At 59.1% G+C, this 19,308-nt stretch carries 19 protein-coding genes, 1 tRNA gene, 1 pseudogene and 1 other annotated feature; of the genes and pseudogenes, 5 read left to right on the forward strand and 16 right to left on the reverse strand.

Annotated features, from left to right (window positions below; translation table 11 throughout):
• Positions 1-19 precede the first annotated feature (19 nt).
• From ybeY to miaB, 3 genes are read right to left on the reverse strand one after another with little or no spacing between them, the layout of a single operon-like run.
• On the reverse strand, positions 20-487 hold the full coding sequence (ybeY, locus tag DIR46_RS17345; protein ID WP_109346348.1) for an rRNA maturation RNase YbeY: 468 nt from the start codon (positions 485-487) through the stop codon (positions 20-22).
• Complete coding sequence (locus DIR46_RS17350) at positions 462-1,556, reverse strand: PhoH family protein (protein ID WP_109346349.1); 1,095 nt, start codon at positions 1,554-1,556, stop codon at positions 462-464. The genes ybeY and DIR46_RS17350 overlap by 26 nt, the downstream gene beginning before the upstream one ends.
• Complete coding sequence (gene miaB / locus DIR46_RS17355; RefSeq protein ID WP_109346350.1) at positions 1,553-2,914, reverse strand: tRNA (N6-isopentenyl adenosine(37)-C2)-methylthiotransferase MiaB; 1,362 nt, start codon at positions 2,912-2,914, stop codon at positions 1,553-1,555. The genes DIR46_RS17350 and miaB overlap by 4 nt, the downstream gene beginning before the upstream one ends.
• Before the next feature lie 610 nt (positions 2,915-3,524).
• Between miaB and DIR46_RS17360 the strand changes: the two genes are divergently transcribed.
• Positions 3,525-3,932: a hypothetical protein gene (locus DIR46_RS17360; RefSeq protein ID WP_109346351.1), complete on the forward strand. Its 408-nt coding sequence runs from the start codon at positions 3,525-3,527 to the stop codon at positions 3,930-3,932.
• 126 nt (positions 3,933-4,058) lie between these two features.
• Here the strand turns inward: DIR46_RS17360 and DIR46_RS17365 are convergent, their stop codons facing one another.
• Both DIR46_RS17365 and DIR46_RS17370 read right to left on the reverse strand, forming a co-directional pair.
• Positions 4,059-4,898 carry an HDOD domain-containing protein gene (locus DIR46_RS17365; protein WP_109346352.1) on the reverse strand — a complete coding sequence of 280 codons (840 nt, stop codon included), beginning with the start codon at positions 4,896-4,898 and terminating at the stop codon, positions 4,059-4,061.
• Complete coding sequence (locus tag DIR46_RS17370) at positions 4,895-5,224, reverse strand: hypothetical protein (protein WP_109346353.1); 330 nt, start codon at positions 5,222-5,224, stop codon at positions 4,895-4,897. The genes DIR46_RS17365 and DIR46_RS17370 overlap by 4 nt, the downstream gene beginning before the upstream one ends.
• A gap of 141 nt (positions 5,225-5,365) precedes the next feature.
• Between DIR46_RS17370 and DIR46_RS17375 the strand changes: the two genes are divergently transcribed.
• A complete protein-coding gene (locus DIR46_RS17375; protein WP_109346354.1) occupies positions 5,366-5,917 on the forward strand; it encodes a DUF1697 domain-containing protein in 552 nt (183 codons plus the stop codon).
• A 34-nt stretch (positions 5,918-5,951) separates the two neighbouring features.
• Here DIR46_RS17375 and DIR46_RS17380 read toward each other — a convergent pair whose 3' ends face one another.
• Positions 5,952-6,224 carry a hypothetical protein gene (locus tag DIR46_RS17380; RefSeq protein WP_109346355.1) on the reverse strand — a complete coding sequence of 91 codons (273 nt, stop codon included), beginning with the start codon at positions 6,222-6,224 and terminating at the stop codon, positions 5,952-5,954.
• A gap of 555 nt (positions 6,225-6,779) precedes the next feature.
• Between DIR46_RS17380 and DIR46_RS17385 the strand changes: the two genes are divergently transcribed.
• The gene (locus DIR46_RS17385) at positions 6,780-8,738 is read left to right on the forward strand and encodes an AAA family ATPase (RefSeq protein ID WP_109346356.1); all 1,959 of its coding nucleotides are present in this window, start codon (positions 6,780-6,782) and stop codon (positions 8,736-8,738) included.
• 395 nt (positions 8,739-9,133) lie between these two features.
• Here DIR46_RS17385 and DIR46_RS17390 read toward each other — a convergent pair whose 3' ends face one another.
• The gene (locus tag DIR46_RS17390; RefSeq protein WP_109346357.1) at positions 9,134-9,526 is read right to left on the reverse strand and encodes a RidA family protein; all 393 of its coding nucleotides are present in this window, start codon (positions 9,524-9,526) and stop codon (positions 9,134-9,136) included.
• Between the two features lie 140 nt (positions 9,527-9,666).
• A complete protein-coding gene (locus tag DIR46_RS17395; RefSeq protein WP_109346358.1) occupies positions 9,667-11,382 on the reverse strand; it encodes a cation:proton antiporter domain-containing protein in 1,716 nt (571 codons plus the stop codon).
• Positions 11,383-11,530: 148 nt separating this feature from the next.
• On the opposite strand from DIR46_RS17395, the gene DIR46_RS17400 reads away from it, so the two are divergent.
• Both DIR46_RS17400 and DIR46_RS17405 read left to right on the forward strand, forming a co-directional pair.
• Positions 11,531-12,799, forward strand: coding sequence for a DUF445 domain-containing protein (locus tag DIR46_RS17400; protein ID WP_109346359.1), 1,269 nt, complete (start codon positions 11,531-11,533; stop codon positions 12,797-12,799).
• 11 nt (positions 12,800-12,810) lie between these two features.
• The gene (locus DIR46_RS17405) at positions 12,811-13,143 is read left to right on the forward strand and encodes a putative signal transducing protein (protein WP_109346360.1); all 333 of its coding nucleotides are present in this window, start codon (positions 12,811-12,813) and stop codon (positions 13,141-13,143) included.
• A 349-nt stretch (positions 13,144-13,492) separates the two neighbouring features.
• Here the strand turns inward: DIR46_RS17405 and DIR46_RS17410 are convergent, their stop codons facing one another.
• From DIR46_RS17410 to DIR46_RS17430, 8 genes and pseudogenes are all read right to left on the reverse strand, one after another.
• Positions 13,493-14,209, reverse strand: a complete 717-nt coding sequence (locus DIR46_RS17410) for an FRG domain-containing protein (protein WP_162819541.1) — start codon at positions 14,207-14,209, stop codon at positions 13,493-13,495.
• A 519-nt stretch (positions 14,210-14,728) separates the two neighbouring features.
• Entirely contained in the window at positions 14,729-14,890 is a 162-nt protein-coding gene (locus DIR46_RS27960; protein ID WP_109346362.1) for a recombinase family protein, read from the reverse strand.
• Between the two features lie 117 nt (positions 14,891-15,007).
• Positions 15,008-16,230, reverse strand: a pseudogene (locus tag DIR46_RS17420) (IS3 family transposase).
• Positions 15,836-15,952: a sequence feature (AL1L pseudoknot), on the reverse strand. It overlaps the preceding pseudogene by 117 nt.
• 107 nt (positions 16,231-16,337) lie before the next feature.
• A complete protein-coding gene (locus DIR46_RS26670) occupies positions 16,338-17,126 on the reverse strand; it encodes a hypothetical protein (RefSeq protein ID WP_162819542.1) in 789 nt (262 codons plus the stop codon).
• A 557-nt stretch (positions 17,127-17,683) separates the two neighbouring features.
• Positions 17,684-17,941, reverse strand: a complete 258-nt coding sequence (locus tag DIR46_RS26675) for a site-specific integrase (protein WP_162819543.1) — start codon at positions 17,939-17,941, stop codon at positions 17,684-17,686.
• Positions 17,942-18,025: 84 nt separating this feature from the next.
• The gene (locus DIR46_RS17425; protein WP_162819544.1) at positions 18,026-18,493 is read right to left on the reverse strand and encodes a site-specific integrase; all 468 of its coding nucleotides are present in this window, start codon (positions 18,491-18,493) and stop codon (positions 18,026-18,028) included.
• A 185-nt stretch (positions 18,494-18,678) separates the two neighbouring features.
• Complete coding sequence (locus DIR46_RS26680) at positions 18,679-19,092, reverse strand: DUF6538 domain-containing protein (RefSeq protein WP_162819545.1); 414 nt, start codon at positions 19,090-19,092, stop codon at positions 18,679-18,681.
• An 86-nt stretch (positions 19,093-19,178) separates the two neighbouring features.
• Positions 19,179-19,255 (reverse strand) — tRNA-Met (locus tag DIR46_RS17430).
• Positions 19,256-19,308: the final 53 nt, after the last annotated feature.

Here is a 19,308-nt window from a genome sequence, read left to right on the forward strand (position 1 = left end):
GCGCACCCGGCTGCTTGCGTCAATCGGCGTAGGGATCCGGATAGCCCAGCACCTCCATGATGTCGCGCTCGAACTGCTCCATTTCTTCGGCATCGTCATCGTTTTCGTGGTCCCAGCCCTGGGCGTGCAGCACGCCGTGCACGACCAGGTGGGCCGCGTGTTCCTCGACCGTTTTCTTTTGCTCCTCGGCCTCGCGCTGCAGCACGTCGGTGCACAGCACGATGTCGGCCTGGGTCGGGTCGTCCTCGCCCAGTTCCTCTTCTTCGTTGTAGGCGAAGGTGAGGACGTTGGTGGCATAGTCCTTGCCCCGGTAGGCCTTATTCAGGGCCTGGCCTTCTTCGGCATCGACGAAGCGGATGGTCAGCTCGGCCGGGCCGAGCAGGGATGCCTCGACCCAGCGCTGCAGCTTGGCTTCGGTGATCTCGCCTTCCAGGCGGTCATCGGCGAACTGGATTTCCAGTTCAAGTGGATATTTTTTTTCTTGCATTTTTCACCGGGGTCGGTTTGGGGAGGGCGCCCAGTTCCTGGACGGACATGTCTTTGTCATACGCGTCGATGATGCGCGCCACCAGCGGGTGACGCACGACGTCGGCGCTCGAAAACTGGGTGAAGGCGATGCCGCGCACGTCCTTCAGCACGTGCATGGCGTCGACCAGGCCGCTGCGCTGGGTCTTGTGCAGGTCGACCTGGGTGACGTCGCCGGTGACGACGGCCTTGCTGCCGAAGCCGATGCGGGTCAGGAACATCTTCATCTGCTCGACGGTCGTGTTCTGGGCTTCGTCCAGGATCACGAAGGCGTGATTCAGGGTGCGGCCGCGCATATAGGCCAGCGGCGCGATCTCGATCACCTGTTTTTCGAATAGTTTCTGCGTGCGGTCAAAACCGAGCAAGTCGTACAGCGCGTCATACAAAGGACGCAGGTAGGGGTCCACCTTTTGCGCCAGATCACCCGGCAGGAAGCCCAGGCGCTCGCCGGCCTCGACCGCCGGACGGGTCAGGATGATGCGCTTGACGGCGTCGCGCTCGAGGGCGTCGACGGCGCAGGCCACGGCCAGGTAGGTCTTGCCGGTGCCGGCCGGGCCGATGCCGAAGCTGATGTCGTGGTTCAGCACCGCGTTCAGGTACTGGATCTGGTGCGGCGTACGGCCGCGCAGGTCGCTGCGGCGGGTCTTGAGGATCGGGCTTTCGAGGCTTTCCGGCGCCGCTGCGGCGTCGTCTTCGCCGCTGTCGCCGGCCTTGGCTGCCGTGTCGGCCGGCGCTTCGTCAGCCCCGGCGCGCGGCTTCAGGCCGGCGCGCTGCTCGACCAGCGCCAGTTGCACCTCTTCGATCGGCACGACCTTGTTGGCGACCGCATAGAAACGTTCCAGCAATTCGACGGCGCGTTCGGCATTGGCGCCGCTGACGATGAATTTTTCTCCACGGCGGAACACCGTGACGTCGAGCGCGGCCGAGATCTGGCGCAGGTTCTCGTCGAGCGGGCCGCACAGGTGGGCGAGCCGCGTATTGTCGAGCGGCTCGGGAATGAAGTACGAGGGCAGGGTTGGCTGTGTTTTCAACTGGCTTTGGCTATCGTATCGAGGTTGGCGACGAGTTCGCCGCGCAAATAGTAATCGTGGCTGGCGGCGATGCGCACGTCGGCCAGCTGGCCGATCAGGGAAGCATTCGTCTCGTCCAGCGGGAACAGGACCACGCGGTTGTTCTCGGCGCGGCCCTGCAACTGGGTGGCGTCCTTCTTGGCGACGCCTTCGACCAGCACCCGCTGCACGGTGCCGACCATGGCGGCGCTGTGCTTGCGGGTATTGGCATCGATCAGGGCTTGCAGGCGCTGCAGGCGCGCCAGCTTGACTTCGTGCGGGGTGTCGTCTTCGAGGTTCGCGGCCGGCGTGCCTGGGCGCTTGCTGAAGATAAAGCTGAAGCTATTGTCGAAGTTCACGTCCTCGACCAGCTTCATCATGGCCTCGAAGTCGGCCTCGGTCTCGCCCGGGAAACCGACGATGAAGTCGGACGAGAAGGTCATGTCCGGTCGCACCGCGCGCAGGCGGCGGATGATCGACTTGTACTCGAGGCCGGTATAGCCGCGCTTCATGGCGCCCAGGACGCGGTCGGAGCCGTGCTGCACCGGCAGGTAGAGGTGGCTGACCAGTTGCGGGATCCGCGCATAGGCGTCGATCAGGCGCTGGCTGAATTCCTTCGGATGGCTGGTGACGAAGCGCAGGCGTTCGATGCCGGGGATCTCGGCGATGTATTCGAGCAGCAGGGCGAAGTCGGCCGTCTCGCCGCTTTCCATGGCGCCGCGGAAGGCGTTCACGTTCTGGCCCAGCAGCATGATTTCCTTCACACCCTGGGCAGCGAGGCCGGCGACTTCGGTCAGCACGTCCTCGAAGCGGCGCGAGACTTCCTCGCCGCGGGTGTAGGGCACGACGCAGTAGCTGCAGTATTTGCTGCAGCCTTCCATGATCGAGACGTAGGCAACCGGGCCTTCGACCTTGGCTGGTGGCAAGAAGTCGAATTTTTCGATCTCGGGGAAGCTGATGTCGACTTGCGCCTTGCCCGACTGGCGCCGGTCCTGGATCAGCTGGGGCAGGCGGTGCAGGGTCTGCGGGCCGAACACCACGTCGACGTAGGGCGCGCGCTTGACGATGGCGTCGCCTTCTTGCGACGCAACGCAGCCGCCCACGCCGATGACCAGCTCAGGATTCTTGCGCTTGAGTTCCTTGATACGGCCCAAGTCGGAGAACACTTTTTCTTGTGATTTTTCGCGGATCGAACAGGTATTGAACAGGATCACATCCGCGTCTTCGGGCGTGTCGGTGCGCACCAGTCCATCCGAGGCGCCAAGGACGTCGACCATCTTGTCCGAGTCGTACTCGTTCATCTGGCAGCCGAAGGTTTTGATGAATACTTTTTTTTGCATGGAATTGCTAGTTGGGGGCGAGCGCGGCATCGACAAGGTATGGGCGAGGCCAGTTTACCGTACTTTGATAATGACCCCTGTTTGGCCACGGGGATGGCTATTCTTTGGTGCCGCTAGGAATGGTTAATTTCTTTACCTAAAGTAATTGTATTTATGCTCAGATTGTTAAATGTCCGTTAGCGAACATACTTTATTATTCATGACACATAGCTTCACTGTCATGAAGTGTTTCCCTATGTAAATCAATGACTTCTGACTGGATTCCGATTTACAAAATTTATCCAAGAAATCTCTTGCGTGCGCCACAATTGAGCCCCATGTGCTGAAATGCAAACGTGACAAGCTTTCCACACGATAGCTTGATTTCCGACAAGGAGTCACATGCGCCGCTTCGTCATCGCACCGGCGTAGGAGGCAGATAATTTGTTGGAAAGACAAGTGCGCATGTGGAAAGAAACATGGAGCACTGTGGGCCGGAATTCTTAAGGGAATGTTCAGATTAGCGCTGTTAAATCCCTGAACAAGTTCCGGGAACTTATGTTGACGAAATGTAGTCTTTAACAAAAGTTCGTAAAGGAACTATTTTAACCAAACTCGTGAGGTAATTATCATGGCACAACAACATCACGCTCTATCTTCGCAGGAAAGTTACAACCCGAACCATCTGTTGGACATCCTGCTCGGCAAGATGCAGCTCAAGAACGACGCTGCCCTGTCGCGCATGCTGGAAGTAGCGCCGCCCGTTATCAGCAAGATCCGCCACCACCGCCTGCCGGTCGGCGCCTCGCTGCTGATCCGCATGCACGAAGTGACCGGCATGAGCATCCGCGACCTGCGCGACCTGATGGGCGACCGCCGCACCAAATACCGCCTGTCGGATGCCCAGGGCCGCCCGAAGCCAGAGGAGAAAGCTGCACAAGCCGCAGCCGCTGCCGCCCAGCAGCAAGCCCAGCCGCAAGGCCAGGGCGCGCAGACCAACGAAGCGTCGAACAAGACCTCCGGCAATTATGCGCACTGATGCCGTGGGCATGACAGCCGCATCTGTCATGCCTCCGGTATTGGCGGGCTGCGGCGCCGCCATGCTGACTTTGCAGCAGCGGCGCCGCACTCACTTCTATTGATTCATCATGCACCGTCCTGCGGCCTAGGCCATCAGGATGGCTGTCATTTCCTCGAACTGCAGTTCCGTCTCGCGGAACACGTGCAGCCATGTTTCCTCAGTCAGACCGAGCGCCGTCCAGGCCACGCTGGACACGACGGGCACCAGCTCGTCCGCGTCGCCGGCCAGGTCGAGCGCATGGGCCACCGCATGGGCCACATGGACGATGGTGGCCAGGAAGCCGGCGCCCGGCGTTTCCGGCGCATGATAAAACGCGATCGCCTGCTGCATCGTGCCCGAGAACTGCCAGTGCTCGGCCAGCGCCGCGCCGGCCAGCAGGTGGTCCACGCCCAGCATCGCCCGCTCGGTATCGAGCAGGTCGCCATCGAGGCGCTTGCGTTCACGCAGGACGGCGTCGTACTGCTCGGGATAGCGCGTCACCAGCACCAGGCGGCCGATGCCGTGCAGCAGGCCGGCCGTGAACGCCACGTCCTGGTTGAAGCGCATATGGCGCGCCAGCACCCGCGCGCAGGCGGCGGTGGCGATCGACAGGCGCCAGAAGGCCTTGTCGTCGAAGCTGGGGCAGCGTCCGCTCGGGAAGCATCCCGTCATCGCCGCCGCCATGATCAGGTTGCGCGTGGCCTGGAAGCCCAGATAGGTCATCGCCTGCTGGATCGTGGTGGCCTTGACCTGCAGCCCGAAGGCCGACGAGTTGGCCAGGCGCAGCGTCTTCGCCGTCAGCGCCTGGTCGGCCGACACTTTCCTGGCCAGCACCGAGATGTCGACGTCTTCCTGGTCGATGCTGCCGAGCAGCTCCATCACGACGGCGGGCAGCGAGGGCAGGTCTTCCAGGCCCTGGACCAGCTGTTCCGAAGTGATCATCATGGCGCCACCTGCCGTTCCAGGCGGTAATCCTCGACGTAGCGGCGCAGCAGCTTGCCGGCCCAGTCGTTGTCGCCTTCGAGATCGTGCTTGCGGAACAGGTGGTCGAGCCGGGCAACAACCGTCCCCTCGTCCGGCGCGCGGTGCGCTTCGACGCGCGCCACCGGCACCGCCTCGATATGGTGACGCTGCAGCGAGGCGATGGTCGCCTCGCTGAGGACGGCGCCCTTGGCCAGCAGTACCAGGCCATGATTGTCCAGCAGCTCGTCCGAGAGCACCATGCCCGGCGTCGCCTGGGTCACGGGGACCATCGTGTGGTCATCGCTCATATTACCTCCATTCAATTCTGCGCCGATGTTATCACTGGCGCGGATGAATTTCTGTAAGCATGCGCAATCGTTTCTCTGTTCCGCCTGCCAGATGCGTCAAGACGCGCGCACCGATTGCCCGCGCCACGTTAGCATGATCCCATGACCAGCCAACGCTACATTGCTTTGTTGCGCGGCGTAAATGTTGGCCGCGCCAAACGGATTGCCATGGCCGACTTGCGCAAGCTGGTCGAAAGCATGGGTTATACCGGCGTGCGCAGCCTGCTCAACAGCGGCAATGTGATCTTCGACGCCGACGTGCCATCCACCCAGGCGGCCGAGGCGATCGAGGAAGCGATGGTGCTGCGTCTTGGCGTGGCGGCGCGCGTGTTCGTGCTCGAGCGCCAGGAACTGGCCGACATCATCGACGACAATCCCTTGCTCGACCTGGCCGACGACCATGCGCGCCTGTTCGCCTTCCTGCTGGCGGGCGAGCCGCAGCGCGAGGTGGCGGCCTGCCTGTGTGGCCAGGACTGGCAGCCCGAGGCGCTGGCGATCGGCCGCCGCGCCGCCTATGTCTGGTGCCCGCAAGGCGTGCTCGACAGCGCCGCCGCCGCGGCCCTTGGCAAGGGGCTGGGCGATGGCACGACTTCGCGCAACTGGCGCACGATCACCAAGCTGCACGGCTTGTGCAGCCATCCGGCCGGGTGCTGACCGGCCGCGCCACGCATCCCCAGCGCTCGGCCGCCTACCTGAACTTGTCGCTGCTGTCGCGGCCGGCGCGGTAGCCGATCAGGATCAGGCCGACCAGCATCATCGCGAACACTTCCGGCTCGGGCAGTTCGGACAGGTGGGACGGTGGGGTGACGATGTGCGTGTGGCCCGTGACTGCCAGGTCGGGCACCGCTTGCGGAGTAGAAAAGTCGCCGACACCATTGCCAGGAGCAAGATCGGTAACGGCGGCTTGGGCCGCATTGGCGAGGAAGAGCGCAAGCGCCGCCGTCAGAGCATGTCTTTTCATAACATTTCCTCTTCACAAGCTGAATGCCACCGAGCTTTCGATGGGTTGAAACTTCATCCACGGTCGCCATGCCAAATCAGGATAGCAAATCCGCAGGCCGCACTGCGCGCAATTGAGTAGATAGCTTGTCGAAAGAAGTCATGCTTTTGCTGAAAGATACGAGCACCTTGCGTTCAATCAAGGAAAAAGTTGACTGTGGTAAATAAACAGCGCTCAGCAGTAAATATAATGCAGGTTTGGACAGATTGATAATGCGAGTTTCGCAATAAATCGCTGATTGATTGGCATATTCATCATTATTGCTGTCACCTGGATAATTAAAACCGTTATCAGCTTTTTCATCATCGTCAAATTCCGCATTTTTTTAACCGTAAGGTATTCACTGCGGTTTTTTTTGAAGGTATAGTCTCCTTATCCCCTTGCCCTCGGGCATCACAGCAACGTCCCAATCAACACGTCTGAAACCCTCGGCCCCGGCCGACGCCGCGCTCGCTGCCTTCCGCGATACGGCAACAGCACCCCGATTTTTGCACGCACTTTTCGACGAGTAATTAGATGCCCAACTTCGCCCGACTTCAGATTGCCTTCAAGAACGTCTACGTCCGCATCCTGTCCGCCATCCTGCTGGGCATGCTGGTGGCGCTGGCGATCTTCAAGTCCGACGTGCCGCAAGACCCGAGCCCGGTGATCCACTCGCAAAACATCGCCGAGATCACGTCGCTGGCCGAGCAGAAGGCGCGCCTGGACTACCTCCTGATCGCGCAGCCGCTGTCGGAGGCGCCGCGCTACATCTACAAATTCAAGGACGCGGCGAGCCTGCACGTGGTGAAGGTGCCGAGCACCTCGCACTTGTCGCTCGAGCGCGAAGTGCTGCTCAAGAACGCGATTCCGTATTCGATCGCCAAGGACGATTACCTGGCCAGCCACAAGGCGGTGATGGACGAGGGCGTGAGCATGCTCGACCAGACCGGCGACTTCCTCAAGCGCAATGCCTTCCCGATCATCCTGGTGCTGATGATCCTGTACGTCATGAAATTCGGCATTCCGGGCATGGGCACCAGCGTGTCGATGATCACCCCCGACAAGCTCAAGGGCAGCCTGGACGACCTGATCGGCATGGACGACATCAAGCAGGAAGTGCTGCACCTGGAAGACATGATCCGCAACCGTGCGGAATACCAGTCGCACAATATCGACAAGCCGTTCAATGTGATGCTGACCGGGCCTGCCGGTACCGGCAAGACCAAGCTGGTCGGCTACCTGGCCAAGCGCCTCGACATGCCGATGATCTCGGCCTCGGGTTCGGCGCTGGAGTCGGGTTACGTCGGCGGCGGCTCGAAGGCCCTGAACGCCCTGTACCGCAAGGCTTGCGCCAAGGGCAAGTGCATCATCTTCCTGGATGAAGCGCAAAGCCTGTTCATGCCGCGCGGCCGCAGCGAAAAGAAATGGGAAGACGACACCGCCAACACCATGCTCGGCCTGCTCGACGGCGTGAAGAGCGACAAGGGACAAGGCGTGATCTGGATCGTCGCCTCGAACTTCGACGACAACGCGACGGAAATGGACGAAGCGATGCTGCGCCGCTTCTCGGTGAAGATCAACTTCCGCCTGCCGAACAAGGCCGAGCGCCGCGAACTGCTGCGCAGCTTCCTGGCGCGCAAGAAAGATGGCCTGGTCGACTGGGAAGACCTGAACCTGGACCAGGTGGCCGAGATCACCCAGAACCTGAGCCCGGCGCTGCTGGAAACCGTGGTCGAGCGCGCGAGCATGCTGTCGATCCAGGAAAAAGCGATCATCAACACCAACCTGATGTTCCGCGCTTACGAGCGCGCCACCATCGGCCTGACCGACCGCGCCACCACGGCCGAGAAGCATAAGCAGCGCGAGCGCATCGCGCTGCACGAGCTGGGTCACTTCTTCATGCAGATCGATCCTTACCTGCGCGCCGGTCTCAGCCTGGCCGAAGTGAAGGAAAAGTCGCATCTGCTCAAGATCAGCACCGAGGCGGTGTCGAAGATCGGCGCGCTGGGGTACGTGCTGCAGTCGGGCGAAGACATGTCGCTGCGCACCCTGGAAGAGCTGGAGCGAGACGTGGTCGGTTTGTATGGCGGCGTGGCAGCGGAAGAGATGTTCTATGGCGCGCGCGGTATTTCGGTCGGCAGCCAGAACGATATCGAAAAGATCACCAAGATGCTCAATTTGATGGTGAGCCGCCTGTCGATGTATTCGCGCTCGAAGATCGATTACAGTCAGTTGCAGCAGGACGCCAGCGGCGAGCACACCGTGCGTTTGGTGGAAGAGAAGGCGGATGCGCTCTATAGCTACACGCTCGATTCGATCCGCGATTACAAGCTGGTGATGGAGTCGCTCAAGGATACGTTGCTGGAACAGTATGTGCTGTCGAAGGATGAGGTGTTTGCGCTGCTGGAAGAGCGGAGTGAACTCTTGATGCCGCAATTGCATGGGCATCGGGCGGCCAAGCTGACCTTGTGTGAGGAAGAAGTCGCCGCTTGATCAGCAAGTTCGTTTTCATGAAACCCGTCCGGCGCAAGCCGGACGGGTTTTTTATTATTCAAAAGTGACCGTTTGGTTGCATTCATCCACGATGAAATAAGGGAGCAGCGGCTGTTGATCCTGCCTGCGCGCCAATCTTGGGCGGCATGACATAGCGTGCGAGTGGCAGTATCCAGGTACGTCCGCGGTCGTCCGGATACAGGCCGGACGCCAGAGTGGGAGTCAAAAATACGATGTTCTTCTCGGCCTCGAACAGAATCCGTGACAGCACTGACGTATTGTTGGGCGGATGCTGCCAGTTGATGGTGTCATGCAGCTTGCGTTCGCATGATTCGTGACTGGTTGCCAAATCGGGTCAGTAGTGGTCGCCGGACCCGACTCTTCCAATCCGATGATCAGGCTGGAATGCGGGCAATGACCTTGATCTCGAAGTCGAAACCTGCGAGCCAGGTGACGCCGACGGCAGTCCAGTTCGGATAAGGCGCTTCATGGAAGATTTCACCTTTCACCTTCATCACCGATGCAAACTGTTTCTCGGGATCGGTATGAAACGTGGTGACGTCGACAATATCGTCAAACCCGCACCCGGCCGCTTGCAGCGTCGCCTGGAGATTCGCGAATGCCAGGCGAACCTGGGCCTCGAACTCAGGCTCGGGCGAACCGTCGTCGCGGCTTCCGACGTGGCCCGACACGAAGAGAAGGTCGCCTGACCTGATTGCCGCCGAATAGGTCTGTTTCACGTAAAGGTCATGCCGGCCAGCGGGGAACACGGCGTCGCGCACACTCATGATGATTGCTCCTGGGATAGTGAGTCAATAATTTAGTAACCACCTCGCCATATTTTGCCGTAACTTCCTATGCTGTCGCGTTCGCTTGCTGGGGCTCTGCTGAAGGAAGGTCCGCCTTCCGCTGGCGGCAGCGACATTGCTCAATGCTCGATTGGCGCACGCTCTCGCTCCAGCAATGTCTCCAGCACATGCCGCGTCATGCTGCTGGCCAGCTCCTCCTCACCAACGAACACCCGCCCACCCGTCTCCGCCCGCAACAACTCCGCCTCCTTGTCGTTATGCGTGCGCACCACGCAGCGGATCGACGGATTGAGCGCCTTCGCAATCTCCACCATCTTGCGCACGTCGAAGGTATCCGGCGTCGCGATCACCAGCATCGCCGCCTTGTGGATATGCGCCTGGATCAGCACCGCCGGTTCCGCCGCATTGCCCACCACCGCCGGGATGCCGCGCTGGCGCGCCTCCTCGACCAGTTCGCGGTGCTGCTCGGCCAGCACGAAGTGAATCCCGCGCGCCGTCAGGTCGTCCGCGATTCGCCGCCCGACCCGCCCGAATCCCACCAGCACCACCTGGTTGCTGAGCTTTTCGCGCGAGGTCGTCATCGGCAGCTCCGCCAGCGGGTCGGCCGGCCGTTCCAGCTTGCGCGCCAGGTGCATCAGGTGATGCTGCTTGCCGAACCAGCGTTGCGCCGGCTCGATCGACGAAAACACCAGCGGATTGAAGGCGATCGAGATGATGGCGCCAGCCAGGATCAGGTTCTGGCCCAGCTCCGGCAACAGCCCGAGCTGCATGCCCAGCGCAGCGAGAATGAAAGAGAACTCGCCGATCTGCGCCAGGCTGGCCGACACCGTCAGCGCCGTATTGAGCGGATAGCGCAGCGCCAGCACCAATATGAAAGCGGCGAGCGACTTGCCGACCACGATCACCAGCACCACGCCCAGCACGTGCAGCGGATTGTCGACCAGGACCATTGGATCGAACAGCATCCCGACCGAGACGAAGAACAGCACCGAGAACGCATCGCGCAGCGGCAGCGACTCCTCGGCCGCGCGGTGGCTCAGTTCCGATTCGCGCAGCACCATGCCGGCGAAGAAGGCGCCCAAGGCGAACGACACGCCGAACAGGTTCGAGGAGGCATAGGCGATGCCGACCGCCGCCGCGATCACGGCTAGCGTGAACAGTTCGCGCGAGGCCGTCCTGGCCACGCGCCACAGGAACCATGGGAAGACCTTGCGTCCGACGATCAGCATGAAGGCGATGAAGCCGCCCACCTGCAGCAGGGTCATGCCCAGCGCCGGCCACAGATCGAGCCCGGCCTCGCCCTTGCCGCCCAGCGGGCCGGCGAGCGCCGGCAGCATCACCAGCACCAGCACCATGACGAGATCCTCGACCACCAGCCAGCCCACCGCGATGCGGCCGTTCATCGAGTCGAGCACGCCGCGCGCCTCGAGCGCGCGCAGCAGCACCACGGTGCTCGCCACCGACAGCGCCAGCCCGAACACGATGCCCGCGCCCAGGCTCCAGTCCCACCACCACGACAGCGCCATACCCATCGCGGTGGCCACGCCGATCTGCAGCAGGGCGCCGGGCAGGGCGATGCGGCGCACGTCGAGCAAGTCCTTCAGCGAGAAGTGCAGCCCGACCCCGAACATCAGCAGCATGACCCCGATCTCGGCCAGCTGTGAAGCCAGGCCGATGTCCGCCACGAAGCCCGGCGTGGCGGGGCCGATGAAGACGCCCGCGGCCAGGTAGCCGACCAGCGCCGGCAGTTTGAGGCGCACCGCCAGCATGCCGAATATCAGGCCAAAGCCGAGCGCGGCGGCGATCGTGGTGATCAGGCTTAATTCGTGGTGCATGCAGTGAGGGACTCTTGAGCAGGTGGGAAGGTCTTCAGTATAAGTCAGCAGTATGTACGGACTGTAAAAAGACCAGACGACGCCGGCGCGTCGTCCACGCCTGAAGTGCGATAGCATTGGCATATTGCTACTTCCAGGCCAGCGCCGCATGCAAAAACAGGATGAACTGCGCCGTTCCAAACGGATCGCCCTCGGCTTCTTCGTGGGCGCGGCCGCGCTGTTCGTGATCAGCCTCCTGCTGCCGACCACCTGGTGGACCGGCCTGCTGCGCGCCTTTTCAGAAGCGGCCATGGTTGGCGCGCTGGCCGACTGGTTCGCGGTGGTGGCGCTGTTCAGGCGCGTGCCGATCCCGATCGTGTCGCGCCATACCGCCATCATCCCCAGCAACAAGGACAAGATCGCCGACAACCTGGCCCTGTTCGTGCGCGAAAAATTCCTCGACACCGATTCCATCATCAAGCTGATCCGGCGCCACGATCCGGTGCAGAAGGTGGCCGAGTGGCTGGTCAAGCCGGCCAATACGGAGCTGATGGGCGCCTACCTGGTGCGCGCCGCGACCTTCATGCTCGACTTCATCGAGGATGCGGCGGTGCAGAACTTCATCCGCCGCGGCGTGCACACGATGGTGAGAAGCGTCGACCTGTCGAAGTCGAGCGGCGCCATCCTCGAGAGCCTGACGCGCGGCCGGCGCCACCAGGAACTGCTCGACGAAGGCATCCGGCAACTGGCGCGGCTGCTGGACAACGCGGATACGCAAGACTACATCGCCCAGGGCATCGTCGAATGGCTCAAGGAAGACTATGCCTTCATCGAGAAGATGCTGCCGTCGGACCTCATCGGCCGCAAGGGCGCCGACATCGCCGTGCGCCTGGCCGCCGGGGTGCTGAACAAGGTGGCGGCCGATCCCGAGCACCCGCTGCGCCACCGCTTCGACGACTACGTGGCCGGCTTCATCGAACGCCTGAAAACCGATGCATCCTTTCTGGCCAAAGCCGACGACGTCAAGCGCTACCTGCTCGAGGACGAGACCCTCAACGCCTATCTCGGTTCGCTGTGGGCCGAACTGAAGGCCTGGCTCAAGCGCGACCTGGAGAGCGAGGACTCCAACCTGCGCCGCCGCATCGTCGCCATGGGCGCCTGGATCGGCAAGGTGCTCAGCGAAGACCCGGCCTTGCGCCAGTCGCTGCACGAGAACCTGGAAGCGGCCGCGCGCGGCGTCGCGCCCGAGTTCGCGGGCTTCCTGACGCGCCACATCGCCGACACCGTCAAGCAGTGGGACGACCGCGAGATGTCGGCCCAGATCGAACTCAATATCGGCAAGGACCTGCAGTACATCCGCATCAACGGCACCATCGTGGGCGGCATGATCGGCGTGACCCTGTACCTGCTGTCCCACCTGCCCGCGCTTTTGAACTGAAGGCCTCCACCATGCACACGCTCGCACTGAACGACTGGCTCGCCGCCCACCCCGAGGTCGAGCGCATCCCCGAGCGCGACCTGTACGTGGTGGCGCGCTATATGGTTCCCATGGATGCCACCCTGGCCCAGGGCTGCCTGGAAGCTTCCGGCATTCCGGCGATGCTGGCCGATGCCCATTTGATGCAGACCGACCTGCTGCTGGCGCCGGCCCTGGGCGGCGTGCGCCTGCTGGTCGACGCCGAACACGTGCAGCAGGCGTATGCGGTGCTCGAAGCGCTGGCGCGGGGCGACTTCGCGCTCGACGAACACGCGCCGGATGGCGAGTGGCATAAGGCTGAGTAGAGCGCCGCAGCTGGGCCACCGGGAACAAGGTCTCGGGCGGCGGCAGGAAGCATTGAACGATGGTGCCGGAAACAACAACGGCCCGGTTCGCGAGAGCCGGGCCGTCCTGTATCTGGTGGTGATAGGTGGAATCGCACCGATCATCACCTATAACTTGTAACTATTTGTTTTATAAGCCGTTCTCTTACCGCGTGGTGTCGAGATTCAATGAATGTGCAACACCTAAGCGTCGCACTCCCGAACAACCGTGAGCCAGTGTAAGCAAAATTTTCTGCGCCCGCTAGACCATGATCTGTCATGGGCTGGTGATTTCGGGGAAGCGGCGCTCAGCAATGATTCACGTTCACAGTTAGCTCTCCTTGGCTTCCTGCAACTGAAGCTCGCGCATGAACTCATCATGATTAGACCAATATGCTCTATTTTCTTGAGTCCATCTCATGTGAGCAGACAAGCCGTCCAAATCTCCCATAAGGGTCAATCTATTGATTCCGTAATAACTAAGCTCGAAAAGCATTTCACGCCTATAGCGTGCTGAAATGATATGCTGAGCGTATTTATCCTTCTCATGCAAAGCTGTCTTCAGTTCAATGGTTGGATCAGGATGGGCAGTGAATAGTCCGCTTTGACGTGCAATCCTGGTTGCCGTTACGTTTGGCTTAAACAGGCTAATATTCGAAATTTTGTTAGGCTTCGACTTATCCGGATAAAGCATCCAATTTGGCAAAAGACAATGGATGGCGGCATTTTGAGTTGGCGCTTCTAAGCAGGCGAAAAACGCGGCAACAAGCGGGTTATATGACCAATCTAAGAGCCTAGTTGGAAGTCCATGATGCTGTGCAACGGCCATCCATTCCCAATCGTTAGTGGGTTTGATCGAGACGAATTCCGAAGCTCTACGCTTCCATGCTTCTAAATTGGTTAGGTCTTTGGATGCGGAGTAAGGCGCACGTCCAGCCTTCGGGAAAACGCCCCAATTGGCATCCGCTTGTCCACGAAAAATCCACCGATTGTCACGTCGATATTTACAGAAGATACTGTGAAAGTCAGCAAAGCTATCAATTACCAAGTCAATCCCCCGTTTTGGTAGCACTCAGTTCGGGACTAGCCAATATGGGTCGCCGGCAAAGAGAAACGGCCCGGGATGCCCCAGGCCGTCCTTCTAAATCACAGCCAGCCGCATTCGTGTGCCACTCTCAGCAGACCCGTGAGGGCGTTGAGAATGGCAGCGACTTCGACCAGAGTGAACGACTTCCGCTTGTCCATGATAATTTCCATAGAAAAGCGGCCTTACAGCGCTGCTTGGCCGCTGATGTCGATGGCCTCGCTTCGGTCGTTACTTTCCAGCCCCCATTGCTGCGCGCGCGAACGGCAGTTAGCGACTTTCCATTGACGCCCTGACGGCGCGGGTGCTACCCACGCCGGGGTTCAGCGTGCTATGGGTTCGAGGCTTTCGCGCGCCCCAATTGTCCATTAGCCGGGTTCTCCCAGTTACACGATAGTTGATTCCCCGAAATGGGTCAATAACTTGAAGTTGCGATCCCCGGTAGTTGTCATCATAAGGTCGATTAAGTGGCAAGAAAACAGATCAGGCTGCCCATTCTTGAACTCGACTTACGGCCTTCGCAGTCCACTTGCCACCTCGTATGGTTGGCACGCCCATCTGATTCAGATGGGCAACAATCGCGTTCAAACTCACGCCTTCGCGAAGGTTCTCGAAGTGCCCCATCATCTTATTGGCGAACTCCATAGAGGCAAGTTCGCGAGCCTCGCGGCCCTTGGCCTGTGCGTCCCTCAGATTCGTTCGGTTTCCCAGCACTACGCCGGATGAACCGCCCCGGCTTTCGTAGAGGCCGGTTAGTGTGAGTCAGGCCGGAACAGCCTGACTGCTCACCTGCTTGTAATAGTTTGCCTCAGCTTCCGCTGGCGGTATATAGCCGAGCGGCTCCAGTAAGCGGTGGTGGTTGAACCAGGAAACCCATTCTAGCGTGGCCAGTTCAACGGCCTCACGTGTTTTCCAAGGAGCGCGGCGGTGGATCAACTCAGCCTTGTAGAGCCCGTTGATGGTCTCGGCCAGGGAATTATCATAGCTGTCGCCTTAGCTGCCCACAGAGGGCTCAAAGCCGGCTTCTGCCAGACGTTCGCTGTACTTTATCGACACGTATTGCGAGCCCCTATCGCTATGGTGGACCAAGGCATTTCGCTCGGGCTGACGCGCGTACAGTGCCTGCTCCAGCGAGTCGAGCACGAAGTCGGTACGCATCGAGCTGCTTACCCGCCAGCCGACGATACGTCGAGCAAAGACGTCGATAACGAAGGCAACGTAAACGAAACCCTGCCACGTTGAGACGTACGTGAAATCGCTGACCCAAAGCTGGTTTGGCCGCTGCGCCTTGAATTGGCGATTGACCCGGTCGAGCGGGCACGGCGCCTTTGCATCGGGAACCGTTGTGCGTACGACCTTGCCGCGCATGGCGCCTCGCAGGCCGGCCTTGCGCATCAAGCGCTCCACCGTGCAGCGGGCTACATCAGTGCCCTCACGCCGCAGTTGGCGCCAAAGCTTGTCAGCTCCATAGACCTGCATGTTCGCCTGCCAGACTCGTTCGATGTCGACGTTCAGCACGTCGTCACGCCGGACACGTGCACAACGCAACTCAGGATTGCGCCGCTGCGCGGCGTAACGCCAGTAGCCGGACGGCGCGACCTGCATCACCCGGCAGATCGGCTCGACGCCGTAAGCATGGCGGTACTGGTCGATGAATGCCCCCACGGCTTGAGGCGGCGGTCGAGCTCCGCCTGGGCGAAAAACGCATTCGCCAGACGCAGGATCTCGTTTGCCTTGCGCAGCTCGCGCACTTCTCGCTCCAGCGCCTTGATGCGCTCTTCCTCAGCAGTGGTCGGCCCTGGGCGCTGGCCGGTATCGCGCTCCTGCTGGCGTACCCAGCGACGCAGCGTCTCTGGCGTGCAGCCGATCTTGGCCGCGATCGACGTGATGGCCGCCCATTGCGATTCATGCTCGTTGACAGCCTCGCTGACCGTGCGCACAGCGCGCTCAATAACTTCCGGAGAATACTTGGGTTGCTTCTTCATAGCTCCATTTTCTCAAAGAATGGAGCCTCTACAAAACCTGAGGCGGTTCAGTGATTGCCTGCTGTCGGTCCTGGCAGTCGGCTTCCGCCGTGTTGTGGACCTTTATATTAGGCCTTTTTCACATCGTATGGCTCTACCCGCCTCCTCATGCTTTTTTTTACTTCCCTTATCGTGGCTTCATATCGCGCAGCCGCACCGGCTACATCTCCACCGAGAGTAGCGCTAGAATTAGCGACGGAATTCCTAAAAGACTTACCTTTTAGCTCGTCCGACCAAGGTGCCGATTCTGGTAATTTCTCAAGCTCCTCCAACAGACCCGCAGACAGACATGCAATTGTTGGCCCGTCCGTCAGCTTACCAAAAAATTTATCGGAGGAACGGTCCCAGTCTAAAAGCTTGTCGGTAATCGCGTTGAACTTTTTTACCGCAGCAGAACTGGTCGGAATTTTAGAATTCGCCAAGTCAGCATGCATGTTATCCAACCGCCCGATCAAATCGTCTACACGGCCAAAGATTCCCTTTCGACGCTCAGCCGAGATTCGATCACAGTAGGCCGCACGAGTTCTGAATGTGACCTCTAAATTGGCACTCTGCGCCAGAGTCGCCGCATCTTGAGACATTTGAGATATCCCATCACGGAAAGAACCGTATCCCGCAATGGCTGAGGCAACTAGCGCTGCCGCACTGCCAACAACCTTGAGCTTCGTAATAAGGCTGCCTTCCTCGAACTCGATCCGAATTTCAACATCGTTACCTATGTAAAATTTCGCGCGTTCAGTGAAGAAGCCGACCAATTCCTTCTCAAGTTGAGCCAACCTTTTTTTGTCATGGAAGATATCGATATCAAGCTTTGTGTAAGCTTCGCAAAGTATCTCTTCATTAATATATGCTGTCATTACACAAACCTAATTTATAAGAATTTTAAAAATCACAAAGTTTTATAAAATAAAAAGTTCTAGCGAACTAAATCGACTGAGTGCGAAAAGCCAACGCTGATCACTTGCACCACAGTGTCCATCACTACCCATCCAAGAAATATAATTCTTCTTCCCTTCAATCTGACTGGCCTCTATTGGTGAACTCGGCCAGTGGCAAGAGAATAGCATCTTGCTTAGCCGAAAAATACACGAAATCTCACAAGCCTAGCGGTGGCGGCGGTCAGTGAGACCGAGCAGTGGCGATTATGAGAATGGGTCGCTGTAACGATGAGGATACTTCGCAGTAGTGCACCTGCGGACTCTAGTTCGTTTCCCATTTCGGAATAGCTAAGTTATGTGCCAGCCGTCCGGATGCTAAAATATCCCGAGTCTGCACCCCAAACTGGGTGCGAAGTTGGGCCAGATCGGGGCGACGGGCGTTGTAGAATCAATAGCTTACGTGTGCTGATGGTGGAGATTGCAGATTCCCGCCATCTCCACCACGGATTTATCTCGGTCGCTGGAGTCGCACTCTGTCAGTCACCCAATGCTTTGTTGAGTAACGCTGCGAGCGCATCCAGACCCGCTTCGATACCGTCGGCAGCGAGGCTGCGGTGGTTCTGCTTCAGCTTTTCATATCGCTCTGCGTCAGCGCCAGCATATCGGCGACCAGATAAGGCTTCTGATATTTCGCTAGACATTCCGGCATCGCCCAAGACTTGCTTAAGCGTGTGTCGCATCGAGTGGAAATAAGCAAGTCGTTCGACATCGAATCCAGCATGCTTTGCGATCACTTTTAATTCCCGCCCGCCCCAACGGCTGATGTAACGGCTCCATTTGATAATCTTGCCAAGGTCGGATTTTACTTCGCAAGGTTTCTACTCCTTTTCAAAGGGGCGTTGAAATTCTGTTTTCTTTTGGTTCTGCGAAAAATCAATGAAGCCATGCCGGACCAGTGCTGAATGTATCGGCACATGCCGCCAGCTCGACACCTTTTTCATCGACTTCCGAACGACACCATCGGGATCAGTTCGGCCGTCAAATATCAGATGCCAGATACCGGTTTCTTCGTCGTTGACCAAGTCGGACTTTAAATGGATTTGGCAAAGCTCATCAATGCGGCATGCTAGGAAGGCGGGCGCAATCGAAACCCAAAATTTATGCGGATTATTCCGCCGATACTGCTTAGCGTTCTCGAACACGAAGCCTAGCTGTTCCAGGCTGAAAGCGTCCCTGTCGTCTGACTCGGGCGAATCCCTTTTCGGCACTAGCGTTTTTGTCGTGAGCGTAGGCAGGCCCGCTGACCTGACGCGATACCAGTTCAGGAAGGTTGCGACGGTGGTCATGTAATGACCCGGTGACGTGGTGTTCGGCACAGTCGCCATCACGTGATCGCAGTAGCCCACGAAATCCGCTTGGTCAATTCTCAGCACGTCTTTGGTATCGCCGAAAAACTTTCGAGCATGGTCAAGTTTGCTGCGATAGGTCGCTTTCGTCTGGGCCTTAGTCTGCGACTTATTGAAATATTCGGTTATAGCCTCGCTGAAGGGCTTTTATGCGCTTGGGCGAGTGTCCTTGCTGCTAGGCTCGCGCACGCTGCCAGCGCGGCTTTAATCGCAGAATTGACCGCTTCTTTTTCTTCTGGCTCGGCCTTGACGTAAAATGACGACGGTAAGCCAAGCTCGTTGAAGTCGAGCTTGATTTCGAAGTTGTAGGTAAAGCCGTCGGTATCGTTTGATTTTGTTGCCACTGCGATGCGATGAAAAACTGAGTCGGTTTGAGCTGCGAGCGCCCGACTTCGAATGACCGCAAGGCGGCGGTCACTCGTTTCCAGTGACTGCACATATACTCGCCGTCCGATGATGTGTTGAGCAGCGTCGGGAACTCGCCGCCGAAAATAATAGATGGTTCCGTGCCGCGATTTTATTAGGAATTTACCTGCCATGTGTAGCACCTTTGTGCAACACCATGCGAGTAGAGCGGACATGAAAAAGCCGCTGAACCTTTCGGATCAACGGCTTATCGAATTCTTGGTGGTGATAGGTGGACTTGAACCACCGACCCCAGCATTATGAGTGCTGTGCTCTAACCAGCTGAGCTATATCACCTGAAACTGACAAACGCTGACAAAGCAAAAATGGCTTGACTCGTTGTAGAGCCA

The organism is Massilia oculi (assembly GCF_003143515.1).
Taxonomy (GTDB): Bacteria; Pseudomonadota; Gammaproteobacteria; order Burkholderiales; family Burkholderiaceae_D; genus Telluria; species Telluria oculi.